At 65.1% G+C, this 17,222-nt stretch carries 17 protein-coding genes; 2 read left to right on the top strand and 15 right to left on the bottom strand.

Annotated features, from left to right (window positions below; genetic code table 11):
- Positions 1-106: 106 nt before the first annotated feature.
- The 4 genes from ACODS0_RS15505 to ACODS0_RS15490 all read right to left on the bottom strand — a co-directional run bounded on the left by ACODS0_RS15505 (position 107) and on the right by ACODS0_RS15490 (position 3,567).
- On the bottom strand, positions 107-529 hold the full coding sequence (locus ACODS0_RS15505) for a BLUF domain-containing protein (RefSeq protein ID WP_055399097.1): 423 nt from the start codon (positions 527-529) through the stop codon (positions 107-109).
- Between the two features lie 2 nt (positions 530-531).
- Positions 532-1,260, bottom strand: a complete 729-nt coding sequence (gene folE, locus ACODS0_RS15500) for a GTP cyclohydrolase I (RefSeq protein WP_055399357.1) — start codon at positions 1,258-1,260, stop codon at positions 532-534.
- A gap of 197 nt (positions 1,261-1,457) precedes the next feature.
- Entirely contained in the window at positions 1,458-2,696 is a 1,239-nt protein-coding gene (gene clsB / locus ACODS0_RS15495; RefSeq protein ID WP_488835895.1) for a cardiolipin synthase ClsB, read from the bottom strand.
- 133 nt (positions 2,697-2,829) lie between these two features.
- Positions 2,830-3,567, bottom strand: a complete 738-nt coding sequence (locus tag ACODS0_RS15490) for an endonuclease/exonuclease/phosphatase family protein (RefSeq protein WP_055399101.1) — start codon at positions 3,565-3,567, stop codon at positions 2,830-2,832.
- A 176-nt stretch (positions 3,568-3,743) separates the two neighbouring features.
- On the opposite strand from ACODS0_RS15490, the gene ACODS0_RS15485 reads away from it, so the two are divergent.
- A complete protein-coding gene (locus ACODS0_RS15485; RefSeq protein WP_488835893.1) occupies positions 3,744-5,504 on the top strand; it encodes a tetratricopeptide repeat protein in 1,761 nt (586 codons plus the stop codon).
- A 32-nt stretch (positions 5,505-5,536) separates the two neighbouring features.
- Here the strand turns inward: ACODS0_RS15485 and ACODS0_RS15480 are convergent, their stop codons facing one another.
- The 6 genes from ACODS0_RS15480 to ACODS0_RS15455 form a co-directional block, all read right to left on the bottom strand.
- The gene (locus ACODS0_RS15480) at positions 5,537-6,382 is read right to left on the bottom strand and encodes an aldolase/citrate lyase family protein (protein ID WP_488835891.1); all 846 of its coding nucleotides are present in this window, start codon (positions 6,380-6,382) and stop codon (positions 5,537-5,539) included.
- A 10-nt stretch (positions 6,383-6,392) separates the two neighbouring features.
- On the bottom strand, positions 6,393-7,208 hold the full coding sequence (gene hpaH / locus ACODS0_RS15475; RefSeq protein WP_121507406.1) for a 2-oxo-hept-4-ene-1,7-dioate hydratase: 816 nt from the start codon (positions 7,206-7,208) through the stop codon (positions 6,393-6,395).
- Between the two features lie 148 nt (positions 7,209-7,356).
- Positions 7,357-8,352, bottom strand: a complete 996-nt coding sequence (locus ACODS0_RS15470) for a Bug family tripartite tricarboxylate transporter substrate binding protein (RefSeq protein ID WP_488835889.1) — start codon at positions 8,350-8,352, stop codon at positions 7,357-7,359.
- Between the two features lie 59 nt (positions 8,353-8,411).
- On the bottom strand, positions 8,412-9,371 hold the full coding sequence (locus ACODS0_RS15465; RefSeq protein ID WP_488835887.1) for a fumarylacetoacetate hydrolase family protein: 960 nt from the start codon (positions 9,369-9,371) through the stop codon (positions 8,412-8,414).
- Positions 9,368-10,249 (bottom strand): DODA-type extradiol aromatic ring-opening family dioxygenase, encoded by an 882-nt coding sequence (locus ACODS0_RS15460; RefSeq protein ID WP_488835885.1) that lies wholly within the window; start codon positions 10,247-10,249, stop codon positions 9,368-9,370. Before ACODS0_RS15460 ends, ACODS0_RS15465 begins: the two co-directional genes overlap by 4 nt.
- A 33-nt stretch (positions 10,250-10,282) precedes the next feature.
- A complete protein-coding gene (locus tag ACODS0_RS15455) occupies positions 10,283-11,758 on the bottom strand; it encodes an aldehyde dehydrogenase family protein (RefSeq protein WP_488835883.1) in 1,476 nt (491 codons plus the stop codon).
- Positions 11,759-11,913: 155 nt separating this feature from the next.
- Here ACODS0_RS15455 and ACODS0_RS15450 point away from each other — a divergent pair, with 155 nt between their 5' ends.
- Positions 11,914-12,819, top strand: a complete 906-nt coding sequence (locus ACODS0_RS15450) for a LysR family transcriptional regulator (RefSeq protein ID WP_488835881.1) — start codon at positions 11,914-11,916, stop codon at positions 12,817-12,819.
- Between the two features lie 47 nt (positions 12,820-12,866).
- On the opposite strand, the gene nudB is transcribed toward ACODS0_RS15450, so the two are convergent.
- The 5 genes from nudB to ACODS0_RS15425 form a co-directional block, all read right to left on the bottom strand.
- Positions 12,867-13,334, bottom strand: coding sequence for a dihydroneopterin triphosphate diphosphatase (gene nudB / locus ACODS0_RS15445; RefSeq protein WP_055399114.1), 468 nt, complete (start codon positions 13,332-13,334; stop codon positions 12,867-12,869).
- 18 nt (positions 13,335-13,352) lie between these two features.
- The gene (locus tag ACODS0_RS15440) at positions 13,353-14,168 is read right to left on the bottom strand and encodes a CsgG/HfaB family protein (RefSeq protein WP_370628622.1); all 816 of its coding nucleotides are present in this window, start codon (positions 14,166-14,168) and stop codon (positions 13,353-13,355) included.
- A 154-nt stretch (positions 14,169-14,322) separates the two neighbouring features.
- Positions 14,323-16,125: an aspartate--tRNA ligase gene (gene aspS, locus ACODS0_RS15435; protein ID WP_121507410.1), complete on the bottom strand. Its 1,803-nt coding sequence runs from the start codon at positions 16,123-16,125 to the stop codon at positions 14,323-14,325.
- A 40-nt stretch (positions 16,126-16,165) separates the two neighbouring features.
- Positions 16,166-16,789 carry a DUF502 domain-containing protein gene (locus tag ACODS0_RS15430; RefSeq protein ID WP_055399363.1) on the bottom strand — a complete coding sequence of 208 codons (624 nt, stop codon included), beginning with the start codon at positions 16,787-16,789 and terminating at the stop codon, positions 16,166-16,168.
- Between the two features lie 9 nt (positions 16,790-16,798).
- Positions 16,799-17,143, bottom strand: coding sequence for an FmdB family zinc ribbon protein (locus ACODS0_RS15425; protein WP_488835878.1), 345 nt, complete (start codon positions 17,141-17,143; stop codon positions 16,799-16,801).
- Positions 17,144-17,222 lie beyond the last annotated feature (79 nt).

Genomic DNA, 17,222 nt, shown 5'->3' with positions numbered 1-17,222 from the left:
GCGTAGCGAGCCAGCCTAGTCTGGGTCGATGCGCGCAGCCGTACTCTCGTACGGCGAGCACAGCAGGCCCGGAATCGGCTGGCGCAGTAGCAAAGCGCCCCGCTTTTCAGGCTCGGCCGATGATGGAGGCCGTGGCCATCAACTCTTCGAGCAACGCAAACGACACCTTGCCCGACACCGCATACGGGTCCAGTTCGGGCTTCTCTGAATACTTGAGCAGGATCGAGTGGTTGATCTTGGACAGGTTGACCTGCCCCATGGTCCAGCCACCAAAGCGGCGCTCGGCAATTTCTTCGTAGTGCAGCAGTTCCACGTTCTTGTGGCGCGGGTCCTTCTGGATGTGGCCATACAGCTCGCTCACCGCAGAGCGCCCGCCCTCGATGGCTTGCAGAAACACGCCGCCGCCGTAGCACAGCACGCCGGTGATGCCGGAGCCTGGGTTGTGCTGGCGCGACTGCGTCAGGATGGCTTCGATGGCGGCGGGCGAGGTATCGACCGCGCGACTGGCGTAAAGCAGGCGTACCAGCATGGTCAGTTCTTTCCAGGAATGAGGGACAAAAATTCACGACGCAGAGCGCTGTCCTTGAGGAACACGCCGCGCATGACCGAGTTGATCATCCGGCTGTCGTTGTCCCGCACACCGCGCCAGGACATGCAGAAGTGGCTGGCTTCCATGACGATGGCCAGGCCGTCGGGCTGGGTCTTTTCCATGATCAAGTCGGCCAGTTGCACCACGGCTTCTTCCTGGATCTGGGGGCGGCCCATGATCCAGTCCACCAGGCGTGCGTATTTGCTCAGGCCGATCACGTTGGTGTGCTCGTTGGGCATCACGCCGATCCAGATCTTGCCGATGACGGGGCAGAAGTGGTGGCTGCAGGCGCTGCGCACGGTGAGCGGGCCCACGATCATCAGTTCGTTGAGGTGCTCGGCGTTGGGGAACTCGGTGATGGGCGGCTGCGCCACGTAGCGGCCCTTGAACACCTCGTTGAGGTACATCTTGGCCACGCGGCGCGCGGTGTTGTTGGTGTTGTGGTCGCCCTGGGTGTTGATCACCAGGCTGTCGAGCACGCCCTGCATCTTGACTTCGACCTCGTCGAGCAGCTTTTCCAGCTCGCCGGGCTCGATGAATTCGGCAATGTTGTCATTGGCGTGAAAGCGCTTGCGGGCGGCGGCAAGGCGTTCGCGAATCTTCACGGAGACAGGCGTGCCTTCATCATCCGGCGGGGTGGGCGTCATATCGGCGGCGGGTTGGCTGGACATGGCCAGAATCGTAACAGCGAACGCTGGCGCATGGATTTCAAGGGTTTTAGGCATCCAGCGCTTGATGGACAAGCGCAAAAAGCTATCAAAACAATAGCACAATGCCTTGCAGGATTCCGTCGTTCATGCCACCTGCCCACGGCCCAGGCGCAGGCAAATGGCGCGTGCGGGGCGCGCAGCGCCCTATGGTGGCCTGCTCAATACCTGTTTCCGGTAACCCACAACGCCAGCCGCATGAGGCCAAAGGCAACGCGGTCGAGCACGCGCTGGCGCAGGGGGCGGCCTGCGTACCGGGCCGGGTCCATGCGCCGGCCAGCATGCTGCATGGCATGCACCAGGCGCTGGCGCAGGTCGGTGGCAAAGGCGGCGTCTTCCACCACCACGTTGGCCTCGCGCGCCAGCAGCAGGCTCAGGGGGTCGAGGTTGGACGAGCCCACGGTAGCCCAGGGTTTGTCGCCCAGCGCGTCGATGACAGCCACCTTGGCGTGCAAAAAGCTGGGCGCGTATTCATGAATCTCCACCCCCGCCTCCAGCAGCGCGCCATACACCGGCCGCGCCGCGTGGTACTGCATGAAGTATTCATAACGCCCCTGCAGCAGCAGGCGCACGCGCACGCCCCGGCGCGCTGCCATCACCAGCGCACGGCGCAGCTTGCCGCCGGGCATGAAATACGCGTTGGCGATGATCACTTCGTGCCGCGCCGCGCCAATGGCCTTGCGGTAGGCCTTCTCGATGCGGCTGCGGTTGCGCACGTTGTCGCGCAGCACCAGCGCAGCCCGCATGGGCGGGCCTGCCTGGGCGACCCGGGCCGCGTGCTGGGCGGCGCTGGCCGCGCGCAGGGCCTGCAAGGCCTCAGGCAGGCGGCGCTGGCGCGCGTCGCGCACGGCCTGCATGCGCCACCACAGCTGGTCCATGGTCTCGCTGGCCGACGCCACCAGGCTGCCCGTGGCCAGCACCGCAAAGTCGAAACGCGGCGCATCCAGCGTGCCGTAGTTGGGGTCGTGAAAATCATCCAGCACGTTGATGCCGCCGCAAAACAGCATGCGCCCATCGACCACACACAGCTTGCGGTGCAGCCTGCGCCACCGGTGCGGCAGCAGCAACCCCAGCGGGCCGAGCGGCGAGTACACGCGGTATTGCACGCCGGCCGCCTGCAGGCGCTGCGCCCAGTCGTGCGGCAAGGCGCCGGTGCCCACGCCGTCCACCACCAGCTGGGTGCGCACGCCGCGCGCGGCAGCCCGCATCAGCGCCTCGGCCACTGCAGCGCCTGCACCAGTGAAGTCAAAAATGTAGGTCTCGAACTGGATGTCCGACAAGGCCGCATCCATGGCCTCGATCAAGGCAGGGAACAGCTCCTCGGCCCCCTGCAGCAGGCGCACCTGGTGGTCATCGGCAAACTCGAATCCACGCAGCGTGGCGGAAGACTTTCTTCTCATCTCTGCAGGCCGCCACCAACTCGCGGCGAAACTCGCGCGACCAAGGCGCGGGACACCAAGCAAGGGCCGCCCCGCAGCGTGGGTGTCGTCCCCCTCAGGGGGAAGGCGCCGGAGGCGACACAGGGGGGGAGCATCACAGCCTGAACTCGGCAATCAACGGCAAATGGTCGGACATGCGCCACCAGATGCGGCCCTTGGGCACGTGCAGGGACAGCGGCGTCAGGCCCCGCACATAGACATGGTCCAGTTGCGCCAGCGGCAGCCGAGCCGGGTAGGTGAAGGTGCGCGGTGCATCAAACTCGTACAGAAAATAGCCCGCGAGCATGCGCTTGATCTGCTGGCCCCAGTCGTTGAAGTCTCCGGCCACCACCAACGGGGCGCCACCGGGAACCTCGCGTTCGATAAAACGCTGCAAGCGTTCGATCTGGCGAATGCGGCTGCCAGGGATGAGCCCCAGGTGCACCACGATCACATGCACGCGGCGGCCATGGGCATCCACCTCCACATGCAGCAGCCCCCGCTGCTCGAAGCGGTGGTCGGAAATGTCTTCGTGCTGGTGGCCGATCACGGGCCAGCGCGATAGCAGGGCATTCCCGTGCTCGCCGTGTTTGGTGATGGCGTTGGTGCGGTACACCGCCTCGTAGCCCTCGGGGGCCAGGAACTCGGCCTGGGGCAACTCGGGCCAGCGCTGGAAATACGCCTGTTCCCGCCGGTGAAGTTTGCGCACCTCCTGAAGGCAGACGATGTCGGCGTCGAGCTGCTCCACCGCCAGCCCCAGGTTGTGGATCTCCAGCCGGCGCGCCGGGCCGATGCCTTGTACGCCCTTGTGGATGTTGTAGGTGGCCACCCGCAGAATGTCGTCGTGTTCCATGAGCCTCATCGGAGTAGTTGAGCGCGCTTGCCAGTCCCCATGCCGGGCCTGCGATGGGGGATTGTGTCGCAAGCCGCGCACGCAGCGGGTTTGCCCGGCATTTGCGCCGTGCGGGTCGCCCTTACACTGGGGGCTTCCCCTATCCACGCCAGCAGCAGGGCCGGTACACACCACCGATGGCAACCGAGAAAGAACAATCCGCCCCACCCCAGGTGCTGGCCTTGATTGTTGACAGCAATGCCACATCACGCAGCATTCTGGTGGGGCAGCTGCGTGAGTACGGCGTGACCCGCATCGTGCAATGCAGCCGTGTGCAGGACGCACGCAACCGGCTGGAGCACACCGTGTTTGACTACGTGCTGTGCGAACAATACTTTGGCGAAGGCGGCTACTCGGGCCAGACCTTGCTGGACGATCTGCGGCGCGCACAGCTGCTGCCGTTTTCCACCGTGTTTTTCATGGTCACGGCCGAGGCGTCGTATGCCGCCGTGGCCGAGGCCGCCGAGTCGGCGCTGGACGGGTATCTGCTCAAGCCCTTCACCCCCAGCGCGCTGTTTGAGCGGCTGAGCTTGGCGCGCCTGCGCAAGATCCACCTCAAGCCTATTTTCGATGCCATCGAGGCCGAGGACTTCGAGCAGGCTGCAGCGCTGTGCGTGGAGCGTTTCGAAGCTCGCAAGCCCTACTGGCTGTACGCCGCCCGCATCGGGTCGGAGCTGCTGCTGCGCCTGGGCCGGCACGACGAGGCGCGTACCCTGTTCGAGGCCGTGATCGCGGCACGGGCCCTGCCCTGGGCCAAACTGGGCGTGGCACGTGCGCAGATCGAGTCGGGCCAGGCGGCGCGCGCCGTGACCACCTTGCAGGAGCTGATTGGCGAAGACGCCTCGTTTGCCGATGCCTACGACGTGCTGGGCCGTGCGCAGGTGGAGCTGGGCAATTTCTCGCAGGCCATCGAAACCTACCGCACGGCCAGCGGCCTGACCCCGGACTCGGTGGTGCGGCTGCAGAAGCTGGGGATGATGTCGTACTACATGGGCGACCGCGAAACCGCCACCAAGGTGCTGGCGCGGGCTGCCATCCTGGGCATCGACTCCAAGCTGTTTGACTTCCAGTCGCTGGTGCTGCTCACGTTCTCGTACTTTGCCGAGAACGACCGCAAGGGCATCGAACGCTGCATGGCCGACTTTGGCCGCATTCTGGAGCGCCACCAGGGCAGCGCCCGCGTGCAGCGTTTTGCCGAGGTGGCCCGCACGCTGCAGCTCATCCAGCAGCGGCAGTTCTCGCAAGCAGTGGAGTCGGTGCGCAGCATGGCACGCGAGATCACGGCCAGCAGCTTTGATTTCGAGGCCGCTTGCAACCTGGGCAGCCTGCTGGCGGTGCTGGCCGTCACGTCGATTGATCTGGCCGACGGCGAAGGCTGGGTGCGTGCGCTGGGCATGCGCTATGCCAACACGCGCGGCCTGACCGAGCTTCTGGCCAACGCCTGCAACCTGCACACGCCGTATGGCGACCTGGTGCGCGAATGCCTGGTCCACATCAACAAAACCGCCGAGGCCGCCATCGCGCAAAGCCTGCACGGAGACCCGACCGGTGCCGTCCATCATCTGCTGGCAGAGGCCGAGCGAACGCTCAACTCCAAGCTGGTGGACATGTCCCAGCAGGTGCTGCTGCGCCACCGGGCACGCATGGCCTCGCCCGAGCCATTGCAGGAGGCCATTGACGCGCTGCGCGCCCGCGTGGGCTCCACCCCGGCACGGGCTATCCTGGGGCAGGACAGCGAGCGGCACCCAGGGGGCGTGGCCATCCGCTCGCGCAACGCCGCCGAGCCAGCTTCAGCGGCCCGGCCGCCGCTGGGCGACGATCCCAGGGCTCCTGCCAGCGCTGCCAGCGCTGCGCCAGACAATCCAGCGGACAAGCTTCGGCTGCGGCCACCAGGGTAGGCCCCCGGTCGCTGGCCCTGCGCCTGCCAGGATCAGTACACGGCCACCGATCGTGCATTGCTGGAGGGAGCCAGGCTCACCGGCCTGCCGTAGCGTGCCGCCAGGTCCCGCGTGGCCGCCACCAGAACGCTGGTGTCCACCCCCACAGCGACGAAGACGGCGCCCAGCTCCAGATAGCGGCGTGCCAGCTTCTCGTCGGCCATCAGAATGCCCGGGGCCTTACCCGCTGCCAGCACGCGGCGTATTCCGTCTTCGATCACGGCCTGCACATCAGGATGGCCTGGATTGCCAACGTGACCCATGCTGGCTGACAGATCCGCCGGGCCAAAGAAGACGCCATCCACCCCCGGCGTGGCAGCGATCGCATCCAGGTTCTGAATGGCCAGCGTGCTCTCGGCCTGCACCAGCAGACAGACCTGGGCATTGGCCTCCGTGAGGTAGCCCGGGTAGCGCATCCACTGCGAGGCACGCGCCAGGCCTGCACCCAGGCCACGGATGCCACCTTGCCCGTCGTCTTGCGGGTAGCGCATGGCGCGCACCAGTTGCGCGGCCTGTTCGGGGGTATCCACCATGGGCACCAGAAGCGTCTGCGCACCAATGTCCAGGTACTGCTTGATCAACGCCGCGTCGCCCACGGGCACGCGCGCCACCGGGTGGGGCCCGGTGCCCAACAGGGCACGCGCGCTGGCAATACCTTGCAATTGGGCAAGCATGAGCGGCACATCGTTGGGGGCATGTTCGCCATCGAGCAGCAACCAGTCAAAACCGGCACCCGCCACCAGCTCGGCCGCATAACCATGGGCCAGGCCAAACCACAGACCGATCTGCGGCGTGTGCGCAGCCAGGGCTGCCTTGAAGGTGTTCACAGGGGTGTGCATACCCAAGCCCTCAAACAAAGCGAAAGGCGATATTGCCCAGCGGCCCGTAGTCCGCATGGAAGGTGTCGCCCGCTGCGGCGGCCACGGGGCGCGTGAAGGAGCCACCCAGCACCACCTCCCCCGCCGCCAGGCCTTCTCCATACGGGGCGAGCTTGTTGACCAACCACGCCACGCCCGTGGCCGGGTGGTTGAGCACGGCAGCCGCCAGCCCGGACTCTTCGATCACGCCGTTCTTGTAGAGCAGTGCGCCACACCAGCGCAGGTCCACCGCATCGGGGCGCACCGGGCGTCCGCCGGTGATGATGCCGGCGTTGGCGGCGTTGTCGGAGATGGTGTCGAACACCTTGCGCATCACACCCGTGTGGCGGTCGTGCTGTTCGATGCGCGCGTCGATGATCTCGATGGCAGGCACCACGTACTCGGTGGCGGCCAGCACGTCGAAGATGTTTAGCGGAGGGCGCCCAGGTTCTCCACGCAGCGGCTTGTTGAGCACGAAGGCCAGCTCCACCTCCACGCGCGGCAGGATAAAGCGCTGCAGGGGTATGTCGCCACCTTCGGCAAAGAACATGTCGTCCAGCAACGTGCCGAAGTCAGGTTCGGTGATCTGGCTGGCGACCTGCATGGCGCGCGAGGTCAGCCCGATCTTGTGGCCGCGCACCGTGCGGCCCTCGGCGATCTTCATCGCCACCCAGGCCCGCGAGATGGCATAGCCGTCCTGCACCGTCATACCGGGGTAGCGCCTGGAGAAATGCTCTACCTGCACGCGGGTCTTCTCGGCCTGGTGCAGTTCACGGGCCAGTTGCTGGATCACTGCGTCGTCAAACATCTGTTGTTCTCTCTTCAGGGTTGTGCACCGTGGCAACCGCGCGAAGACCGGCGCGACCAAGGCCAGCGGCCGCCGCGCAAGGGCCGCCCCGCCGCGCTGGCGGCGTCCCCCTTGAGGGGGAAGGCGCGAAGCGACTCAGGGGGTGCATTCAAGACTCAGCGGTGAAGCCGATGGCCTTCACGATGGGGCCCCACTTCTCGCCATCGGCCTTGAGCAGCGCCGCCAGCTCGGCCGGCGTGGACGAGCGGGCCTCCAGCCCCATGGCAGCCAGCCCGGCGATCACCTCCTTGTCGGCCAGCGCGGCACGAATGGCGGTGTTGGCCTTCTGCACCAGATCCGCAGGTGCCTTGCCCGGCAGGAAGAAACCAAACCACTCGCCGTAGACCATGTCCTTGAAGCCCTGCTCCACCAGTGTGCTCACACCGGGCACGAACTTGTTGCGTGTGGCACCCGAAGTGGCCAACAGACGCACCTTGCCGCCCGCCAGGTGGGGCAAGAACTCGCCCACGGGGGCCGACACAGCGGCAATCTGGCCGCCCATCAAATCCAGAATGGCAGGCTGCGATCCGCGAAAGCCCACGTGCCTCATGTCCACCTTGCCGGCGCGGGCGATGAGTTCACCCACGAAGTGAGGGACCGAGCCTGGCGCAGGAGAGCCAAAATTAGCGCCGTTCGAGTTGGCCTTGCACCACTCCAGAAACTCCGGCAGGGTCTTTACCGACGCTGGCACCTGTGGCCCCACGGCAAATCCCATGTCGAACACCACGCCCAGCGAGACGGGAGTGACATCGACCGCCGGGTCGTAGGGCAGCTTTTTGTAGGTGTGGGGGTAGATGCCCAACATGGACATGGGGGTGACCAGCAGCGTGGCACCGTCTGCCGGAGCCGCCTTGAGGGTCGCAATGGCGATCTGCCCGCCTGCCCCGGTCTTGTTCTCCACCACAGCCGACTTGGCGTAGGCCGGTGCCAGCTGGGTGGCCACACGGCGGGCCAGGGTGTCTACCGTGCCGCCAGCGGCAAAACCGGCCAGTATCTTGACGGTGTCGATGGACTGCGCACGGCCCATCAGCGGCAAAGACCCAGCTGCACCCGCCAGTGCAAATTGCAAAACATTGCGGCGCGGAGCGGAAAAGGAAGGTTTCATGGTTTGTCTCCAGGTTGTTGTGGCGTGATCACGGGGGAAGCAAAAGCAAAGGCGGAGCACTAGGGCGATGGGGTCTGGCCTCTTGCCGCCTGCCGGTAGTTCGCTTTCAAGGGGTCGGGCACCCGTTCGTCAAATCCAAAGGCGACGCGCCGCACTTCGGGGCTATCGGTGGGCTGGTGGCCTACGCCCAGGGCTGACGCGCGCGGCGCCGGGATGGCAACCACCGTGCCTGCCAGGCGCCCCAGGCCTGTGATCTCGCACTCCACCAGGTCGCCCGGGTCTACCGAGCGCGAATGACAAGGCGTCCCCATCAGGATCACGTCGCCCGGCACCAGGGTGATGTGGCGTGCGATATCGGCCACCACGTAGTGCGGGCCCCAGATGGTCTCGTCGCCGATGTGCGCCTCCTGCACCACCAGACCGTTGCGATAGGTGCGCAGCGTCTGTTCGAAAATGTTCACGCCGCGCACAATGCCGGGGCCGATGGGCAGCAGCGTGTCCGCGCCTTTGACACGCAGCATGCTGCCCTGGTCGGTGTCGCGGTAGTTCTGCAGGCCCATGTCCAGGGCAGAGCAAAAGCCTTCGATGTAGTCCCAGGCTTCATCGGGCAACACGTTGCGGCAGGTCTTGCCAATGACAATGGCGTATTCGCCTTCGTAGTTGAGGTACAGGCTGTCAGCGGGCTTGTGGATCTCGCAGCCATGGCCGTTGACCGAAGTCGGCGGCTTGGTGAAATAGGTGGGCGTCTCGGTCGGCCTGGGCTGGTTGCGCGTCTCGAAGCTGCGCGAGCTGTACGAGATGTGCACGGCGATGATCTTGCTGGGCGACACCGGTGGCAGGTGCTGCACGGTCGCCAAGTCCACCACGCGGCCATCGTCCAGGCGCAATTGCCCTTGTTGTGCGCCCTCTTCCACAATGCTGCCCCAGCAGGCACTGCCACCCACCAGAACGCGGCGGCGCTCCATGCGCGGTCCACGCATCACGGCGGGCAGTTCTTTCAGCGGGAATTCGAAATTCATGCCGCCACCTCTTGCATATCGAACCACATATGCACATTGCCGGTGCCGCGCGCGTTCTCGTAAGCGGACAGCGTCTCACCCCGCGCGCGGCAGTCCGCGCCCCCCATGGCACCCACCATCTGCAGGTAGTGGGCGCCAAAGGCCTCCCAGGGGAGCTTTCGGTATTCGCCTTGCCAACGGTCGAGCACAGTGCCATGGCGGCCCTGCTGCAGCAGCTCGATCGCACCCTTGTCACTCGCGATGTTCTCTGGGCGCGAGACATTGCTCTCATGGAAGATACGCGGGTGGTTGGGCTTCCAGTCGATGGGGTTGAACTTGTGGCTGAGCGCCCCGGAGGCAAGCAGCGCCACACGCAGGTTGCTGCGGCGCACGGCCTCGCCAATGGCCTCTCCCGATTTCACGAAATGCGTCCAGTCGCAGTTCTGGCATGAACTCACGGTGACAACCGGCGTGTCGCTGTGCTCCAACCGCAGGTGCTTGACCAGGTTGATGGTGGCGTACTGTCGGCCCAGTTCGGGATGGTTGATGACGCGGTTGTAGCCCCCCAGTTCGCGCGAGACGGTCTCGATCTCCAGCGCCAATCCTGGATGGCCCCGGTAGTTGTAGGGCACGCCGTGCAGATACCAGGGCATCTCATCCGAGATGTAGTTGCCCTGATAGCGTGAGGCCCCATCCACCAGGTGGTAGCCCGTGGTAAACCAGTGTGAATCGAAGATGACGACCACGTCAGGCCGGGCTTCGGCGAGCTTGGCGCGCAGCCGGGCATAGCCGGGGATAAGGTCCGAGTCGGCCCCCGCGCCCTGCAGCACGCGAAACTCTTCGCATTGCATCAGGCCGGGATGGTGCGAGACGATGGCTGCGCCAACAATGCTTCCCATGGTGGTGTTCTCCTGCATGTGATTGGGGTGGGGTCAGCGATGGCTGAAACTTGCGCGGAACGGCTTTTTGGGCAGCACCACATCCTTGACATCGCAGAAGAACTCGAAGCTCCAGTCCCCACCCTCGCGGCCCACACCGCTGCGCTTGATGCCACCAAACGGCGCAGCCAGGTCGCGGATGCCAAAGCTGTTGACCCAGATGAAGCCGGTGCGCACCTGCTGCGCCACGGCGCTCGCATGCTCCACCTCGCCGTAGCAGACGCCACCCAGGCCGTAGTCCGTGCCGTTGGCCAGGGCGATAGCGTCTTCGTCGCTGTCAAAGACCTGCAGGGTGAGTACAGGTCCGAAGACCTCGTTCTGCACGATCTCGCTGTCCTGGCGCACCCCAGCCAGCAGCGTGGGCTGGTAATACTGCGCACCGAAGGAATGGTGCGCGCCACCCCAGAGCAGCGTGGCGCCATCGGCCACGGCGCGCTGCACAAAACCGTGCACGCGCTCGACCTGGCGCGGGTGAATGATCGGCCCGACCTCGGTGGCCTCCTCGCGCGGGTCGCCCACGGTGAGCTTTTCCACATGGCCGCGCAAGGCAGCTACGAAGGCGTCGCGCACCTTGCGGTGCACCAGGAGGCGCGTGCCTGCCAGGCACACCTGGCCAGCGTTGCGGTACATCAGTGCGCCGGTGGCAGCGGCATTGTCGATGTCAGCGTCCTCCAGCACGATGAAGGCCGACTTGCCTCCCAGCTCCAGGCTGCAGGGCACGAGGTTGGCGCCGGCGGACTGGGCAATCCACTTGGCCGTGGGGACCGATCCGGTGAACGAGATACGCGCCAGGCGCGGGTCGCTGACCAGGCGCGCGCCGGTGCTGGCGCCCCCGCCCTGCACGATGTTGAAAACACCAGGCGGCAGGCCGGCGGCGTGCGCACAGTCGGCCAGCAGACTGCTGGTCAGCGGTGCCCATTCCGGTGGCTTGACGACCACACAGTTACCCGCAGCCAGCGCAGGTCCTAGCTTCCAGGTGGCCAACATCAGCGGCGCATTCCAGGGCGTGATGATGGCCACCACACCGGCCGGATCGTGGCGCACGAGGTGGGTGGCCTGCTCGGTCTCGATGGGGCGGTCCTGCAGCGTGAGCGCATGCTCGGCGAACCAGCTGATGTTGAGCATGGCGCGCGGCACCACGCCGTGCTTCATGCGCGAGAGCAGCACGCCAGCGTCGTTGGATTCGAGCGTGCAGAAGGCCTCGGCGCGTTTTCCAATCTCGGCTGCGAAACGATCCAGGTAGGGTTTGCGCTCCGCCGCCGTGAGCGCGCTCCAGGCGGGGAAAGCGCGCGCCGCAGCGGTGACGGCGGCGTCCACATGGGCGGGCGATCCTTCGCTGATGGAGCCCAGCAGCGCCTGGTCGATGGGCGAGTGCAGATCGAAGCGCATCTCGGACGCAACGCGCCGGCCGTCGATGTAGTGGTGGGGCGACACCGCGATGCCGGCGACATTCAGCATGTCATTGCTCAAGGGAGTTCTCCAGTCAGACAACAGAGCAGGGCAACCTTGCCCGATCCGTCGCGAAGTATCTGCAGCGCCCTTCTTGACCACAATCAATGCTTCATGACGGATTGTGAAGATGCTCTAATGAATGACATGATCCCAGCGATTCAACCGCAACAGCCATGTCTCTGCCCCATTTCACGCCACGCCAGCTCGAAGCCTTTGTCAACGTGGCAGAACTGCGCAGCTTCGCGGCCACCGCAGAGCGTTTGGCACTTACGCCGTCTGCTGTAAGCCAACTCGTGAGCGAGTTGGAAGACGCGCTCGGCTTCAAACTGTTTGAGCGCAGCACGCGCAGGGTTGACATCACCAGCGCGGGGCGGGAGTTTCTGGCCTCGGCAGAGTCGGTGCTCAAGCACCTGCGCATAGCGCAGTCGGCCGCCAGCGATGTCCGCAACCGCGCAGCGGGCATCGTGCGAATCGCAGCACCACTGGTCGTCGCCAGCGTGATCCTGCCCAAAGCCATCAAGGCCTATACACAAACCAGGCCCAAGGTGCACATCCGCATTCGCGACGTGCCGGTGGAAAAACTCGTCGATGCAGTCGCCAGCGGCGACGCCGATCTGGCCCTGGGTCCGGATCGCGCCTGTGGCGATGACATCGTGCGTACCCAGCTGTTCGAGAGCCCCTGGGTGTTGTGGTGTGCGCCCACCCATCCCCTGGCCCACAAACGCAACGTGACCTGGGCGCAGCTGCACGCCTACCCACTGGTGGCTGCCGGGCGGGATCACGAACGCAGCGTGGCGCAGATGCACACCGGGCTGCCCAGCGAGCAGCGTGTGACCCCCGTAGAGATCGTGGACAACATCTCCACCGCCATGGGCCTGGCTGCCGCCGATGTGGCCGCTACGCTGGCGCCCGACTATGTGGGTGCACTGGCCAAGCCACTCGGACTGGTGCGCCGCCGCATCCTGTCGCCCGAAGTCATGCGCTACGTGTGCCTCTACAGCCCCGCACGGCGGGCCACCTCGCCTGCAGCGGAGGGCTTCGCAGACCACCTGATCCGCATCCTCGCCCAGCGCAAGTGAGCTGCCGGCGCCGCCGCGCGCAGTGCGGGGCGCGCACCAACGTCTGCCTACACAAAACGAGGAAGCAGTAAGCAGGCCTCAGCATTGGAGGCCGAGAAGCAGCGCTCGGCCGCGCGCTGCCACGGCAACCATTCGAAAGCATCGTGTTCACGAGGACTCAGTACCACGGGCGTAGCTGCTGGCACACACAAGCCAAACACCCGCTCGCGATTGCGCACGACCCCCGGGGCGTATCGGTGCAGCCATTGCGGCCAGATGTCGTAGACGTTCTCCAAGGCCCAGTCGGTCAGCAGGCAGCCGGGCGCCCGCGCGTCAATGCCGGTCTCCTCGGCCACTTCGCGGCGGGCGGTTTCTTCAAACGACTCATCAAGGCGGTCTTTGCTCCCGGTAACAGATTGCCAGTGCCCATCACCGCCCGTGCGGCGGATCAGCAGCACCTCCAGGGCGGGCGTGTGGATGACCACCAGCACCGACTCTGGAAGCTTGTAGGGCCGGTGCTGCGCTGTCGGCACCATGGGCGACACCTTCCCTCTTTACCCGGCCTTGGAACGCGGGGCTGAAGTGGTGGGAACGGGCGGCGGCAGCTCCTTGGCCTGCAGCGCCCTGACCTGCACCACCAACTGGTTGTGCGCGTCCAGGAAGGCAGCGGCAATGACCTTGCCCTCGTTGGTATTGCTCCAGCCCGCACCCGCTGCGCCCCCGAGCTTGCCGAACACGAGCCCGCCCACGCCCAGGTCAGTGGTGCGTGCAGACCCGGTGGCGGCGGCAACCTGCTCGGTGGTTTCGTTGTCGGACAGCAGCAGTGCCGTTTGCGCCTCTTTGAATTTGACTTGCTCCACCATGCCGGCCAGACCCGCGATGTCGCGCAGCACCGGAATCATGGCAATCACGCCCGCCAGGCCCCGTCCCGCGTCCTGCTCACTGAACGTGAGGCTGGGTGTGAGCGTGTACTGCGCCTCATAGCCCTTGCCCTTTGCCACGGTGGAGTTGTTCTTGCGCAGCACGCCGGAGTCCTTGAGATCCTGCTCCTGTATGGTTCCGCGCAGCCCGGCCGACCGGTCCACCACACGAAAGCAGCCACTTTGCTGGGCCAGCAGCTTGACCAGGGGCACGGGGGATGCCGGGAGGCTGTAGCCCGAACCCATGGTGTAGCCGCTGGGGTTTTCTGCCAGCGCCAGCGTGGCCACGGGCGCCTCGCAGCGCACCAGTTCGCGCGCAGCGTTGCTGGCCCCCGCCGGCCCTGCCGAGCCAGTGACCACAGAACCGCCCTGGCCCAGTTCGGTCTTCTTTTCACCGCAACCTGCCAGGGCCAGTAGCACGGCGCCCATCCACAAAGCCCGGGTCGTCATTGAACGCATGGAAAGTGTCCTTTCAGTGCCAGCGCCACATCGCCGAGGGCGCGGGCTGGCCAAGAAAAAAGCGGCGCAGGCTGCCAAGCCCTTGCCGCTTTGTCGTGCGATGCCACGAGAGTGGATCCGCGCCGGGTTCGGGGAAAGCCCCGGATCAGGCTGCCTTGACAGCGTCGATGTTGCGCAGGCGGATGTGCAGCTCGCGCAACTGCTTTTCGTCCACGGGCGAAGGCGCCTGCGTGAGCAGGTCCTGGGCGCGCTGGGTCTTGGGGAAAGCGATCACGTCACGGATCGATTCCGCACCGGTCATCAGCGTGATAAGGCGGTCCAGACCGAAGGCCAGGCCACCGTGTGGGGGCGCGCCGTACTGCAGGGCATCCAGCAGGTAGCCGAACTTGGCCTGTGCGTCTTCGGGTGTGATCTTGAGCGCATCGAACACCTTCTTCTGCACATCGGCGCGATGGATACGCACCGAGCCACCGCCCAGCTCCCAGCCGTTGAGCACCATGTCGTAGGCCTTGGCGATGCACTTGCCGGGATCAGTGGCCATGAACTCTTCATGGCCGTCCTTGGGGCTGGTGAAGGGGTGGTGCACGGCCGTCCAACGGTCTTCTTCCTCGTCGTGCTCGAACATGGGAAAGTCCACCACCCACAGCGGCGCCCAGCGGTTTTCAAAGAGACCGCTCTTCTTGCCGAACTCGCTGTGGCCGATCTTCAGTCGCAGCGCGCCGATGGAATCGTTGACGATCTTTTCCTTGTCGGCACCGAAGAACAGCAGGTCACCGTCCTGCGCACCCGTGCGCTTGAGGATTTCAGCGATGGCCGCGTCATGCAGGTTCTTCACGATGGGCGACTGCAGCCCTTCGCGGCCCTGGGCCACTTCGTTGACCTTGATCCAGGCCAGGCCCTTGGCGCCGTAGATCTTCACGAACTCGGTGTAGGCATCGATCTCACCGCGCGAGATCTGTGCGCCGCCGGGCACGCGCAGGGCAACCACACGGCCGCCCTTGGTGGTGGCGGGAGCAGAGAAGACCTTGAAGTCCACGTCCTTCATCACTTCGGTCAGCTCGGTGAATTCGAGCTTTACGCGCAGGTCGGGCTTGTCCGAGCCAAAGCGGAAAGCCGCTTCCTGGTAAGTCATGATCGGGAATTCGCCCAGGTCCACGCCCAGTTGCTGCTGGAACACCTCGGTGATCATGCGCTGGAAGATCGCACGGATTTCTTCTTCGCCCAGGAACGACGTCTCGCAGTCGATCTGCGTGAATTCGGGCTGGCGGTCGGCGCGCAGGTCTTCGTCGCGGAAGCACTTGGTGATCTGGTAGTAGCGGTCGTAGCCAGCCACCATCAGCATCTGCTTGTAGAGCTGGGGCGACTGGGGCAGCGCGAAGAACTGGCCGTCGTGCACGCGGCTGGGCACCAGGTAGTCGCGCGCGCCTTCGGGCGTGCTTTTGCCCAGCATGGGCGTTTCGATGTCGATGAAGCCTTCCTTGTCCAGGAAGTTGCGCACCTGGATGGAGGTCTTGTAGCGCAGCATCATGTTGCGCTGCATGTGCGGGCGGCGCAGGTCCATCACACGGTGCGTGAGGCGCGTGGTTTCCGACAGGTTCTCGTCGTCCATCTGGAACGGAGGCGTGACCGAGGGGTTGAGCACGTTCAGCTCATGGCACAGCACTTCGATCTGGCCGCTCTTGAGCTTGTCGTTGGTCGTGCCGTCAGGGCGGGGGCGCACCAGGCCCACCACCTGCACGCAGAACTCGTTGCGCACGTCTTCGGCGGTCTTGAACATCTCGGCACGGTCGGGGTCGCACACCACCTGCACGTAGCCTTCGCGGTCGCGCAGGTCGATGAAGATCACGCCGCCATGGTCACGACGACGGTTCACCCAGCCAGACAGGGTAACGGTTTGGCCCATCAGGGCTTCGGTCACAAGACCGCAATAGTGGGAACGCATGGCCATGGCAGAAACTTCCGGCGCCCAAGGGGCGCGTTAAAGGGATTTACTTACTGTGGGAAACAAGCGTGGGGTCAGCCGGAGCGACCACGCCCATCGAAACAATGTATTTGAGGGCGGCGTCCACGCTCATGTCGAGCTCGACGCAGTCGCTCTTGCGCAGCATCACAAAATACCCGCCGGTGGGGTTAGGCGTGGTGGGCACATACACGCTCACGAATTCATCGCGCAGGTATGCCGCCACCTCGCCATTGGGCGCGCCAGTGACGAAGGCCACGGTCCAGACGCCCTCGCGCGGCCACTGCACCAGCACGGCCTTGCGAAAGGCATTGCCGCTTTCGGAAAAAAGCGTGTCGGACACCTGCTTGACGCTGGAATAGATCGAACGCACCACCGGGATGCGGTGCACCACCGCATCACCCCACTGCACGAGCTTGCGGCCCGCGAAGTTGCTGGCGACGGCACCGACCACCAACAGGATCAGCAGCGTGAGAACCACTCCAAAGCCCGGGACGTGAAAGCCCAGCAGCTTGTCGGGATGCCATGCAACAGGCAGGATTTGGAGGGTCTGGTCCAGCGTGCTCACGATCCAGTTGAGCACCCAGGCCGTGATAACCCCCGGCACGATCACCAGAAGGCCGGTCAACAGCCACTTGCGCAAGGCAGCCATGAGAGTCACTCAGCTCGCAGAGGAGGTGGAAGTGGTAGAACTGCCACCAGCGCTTGATGCTGCTGCACCAGATGCTTCTTTTTTAGGAGCATCACCAGTACTTGCCGGCGCCGCGGTCTCGGTTTTCGGTTCCGTCTTGCTGTCCGTCGCAGGGGCAGAACTGCCACCGCTGCCACCGCGAAAATCGGTCACATACCAGCCCGAGCCCTTGAGCTGGAAGCCGGCCGCTGTGACCTGCTTGGAAAATGCTTCCGCGCCGCAGGCGGGGCACACCGTGAGGGGCGCATCAGAGATTTTTTGCAGCACATCCTTGGCATGGCCGCAGGAGCCGCATTTGTAGGCGTAAATAGGCATGTCAGTGTGTTGAGGGAAAGTGGGAGGGTAGGGACAGCCCATTACTGGACCATCCCCCCCTAAGAACCGTGCGTGCGAC

The organism is Acidovorax sp. FG60, assembly GCF_057808995.1.
This window is presented reverse-complemented; position numbering and strand designations above follow the sequence as displayed.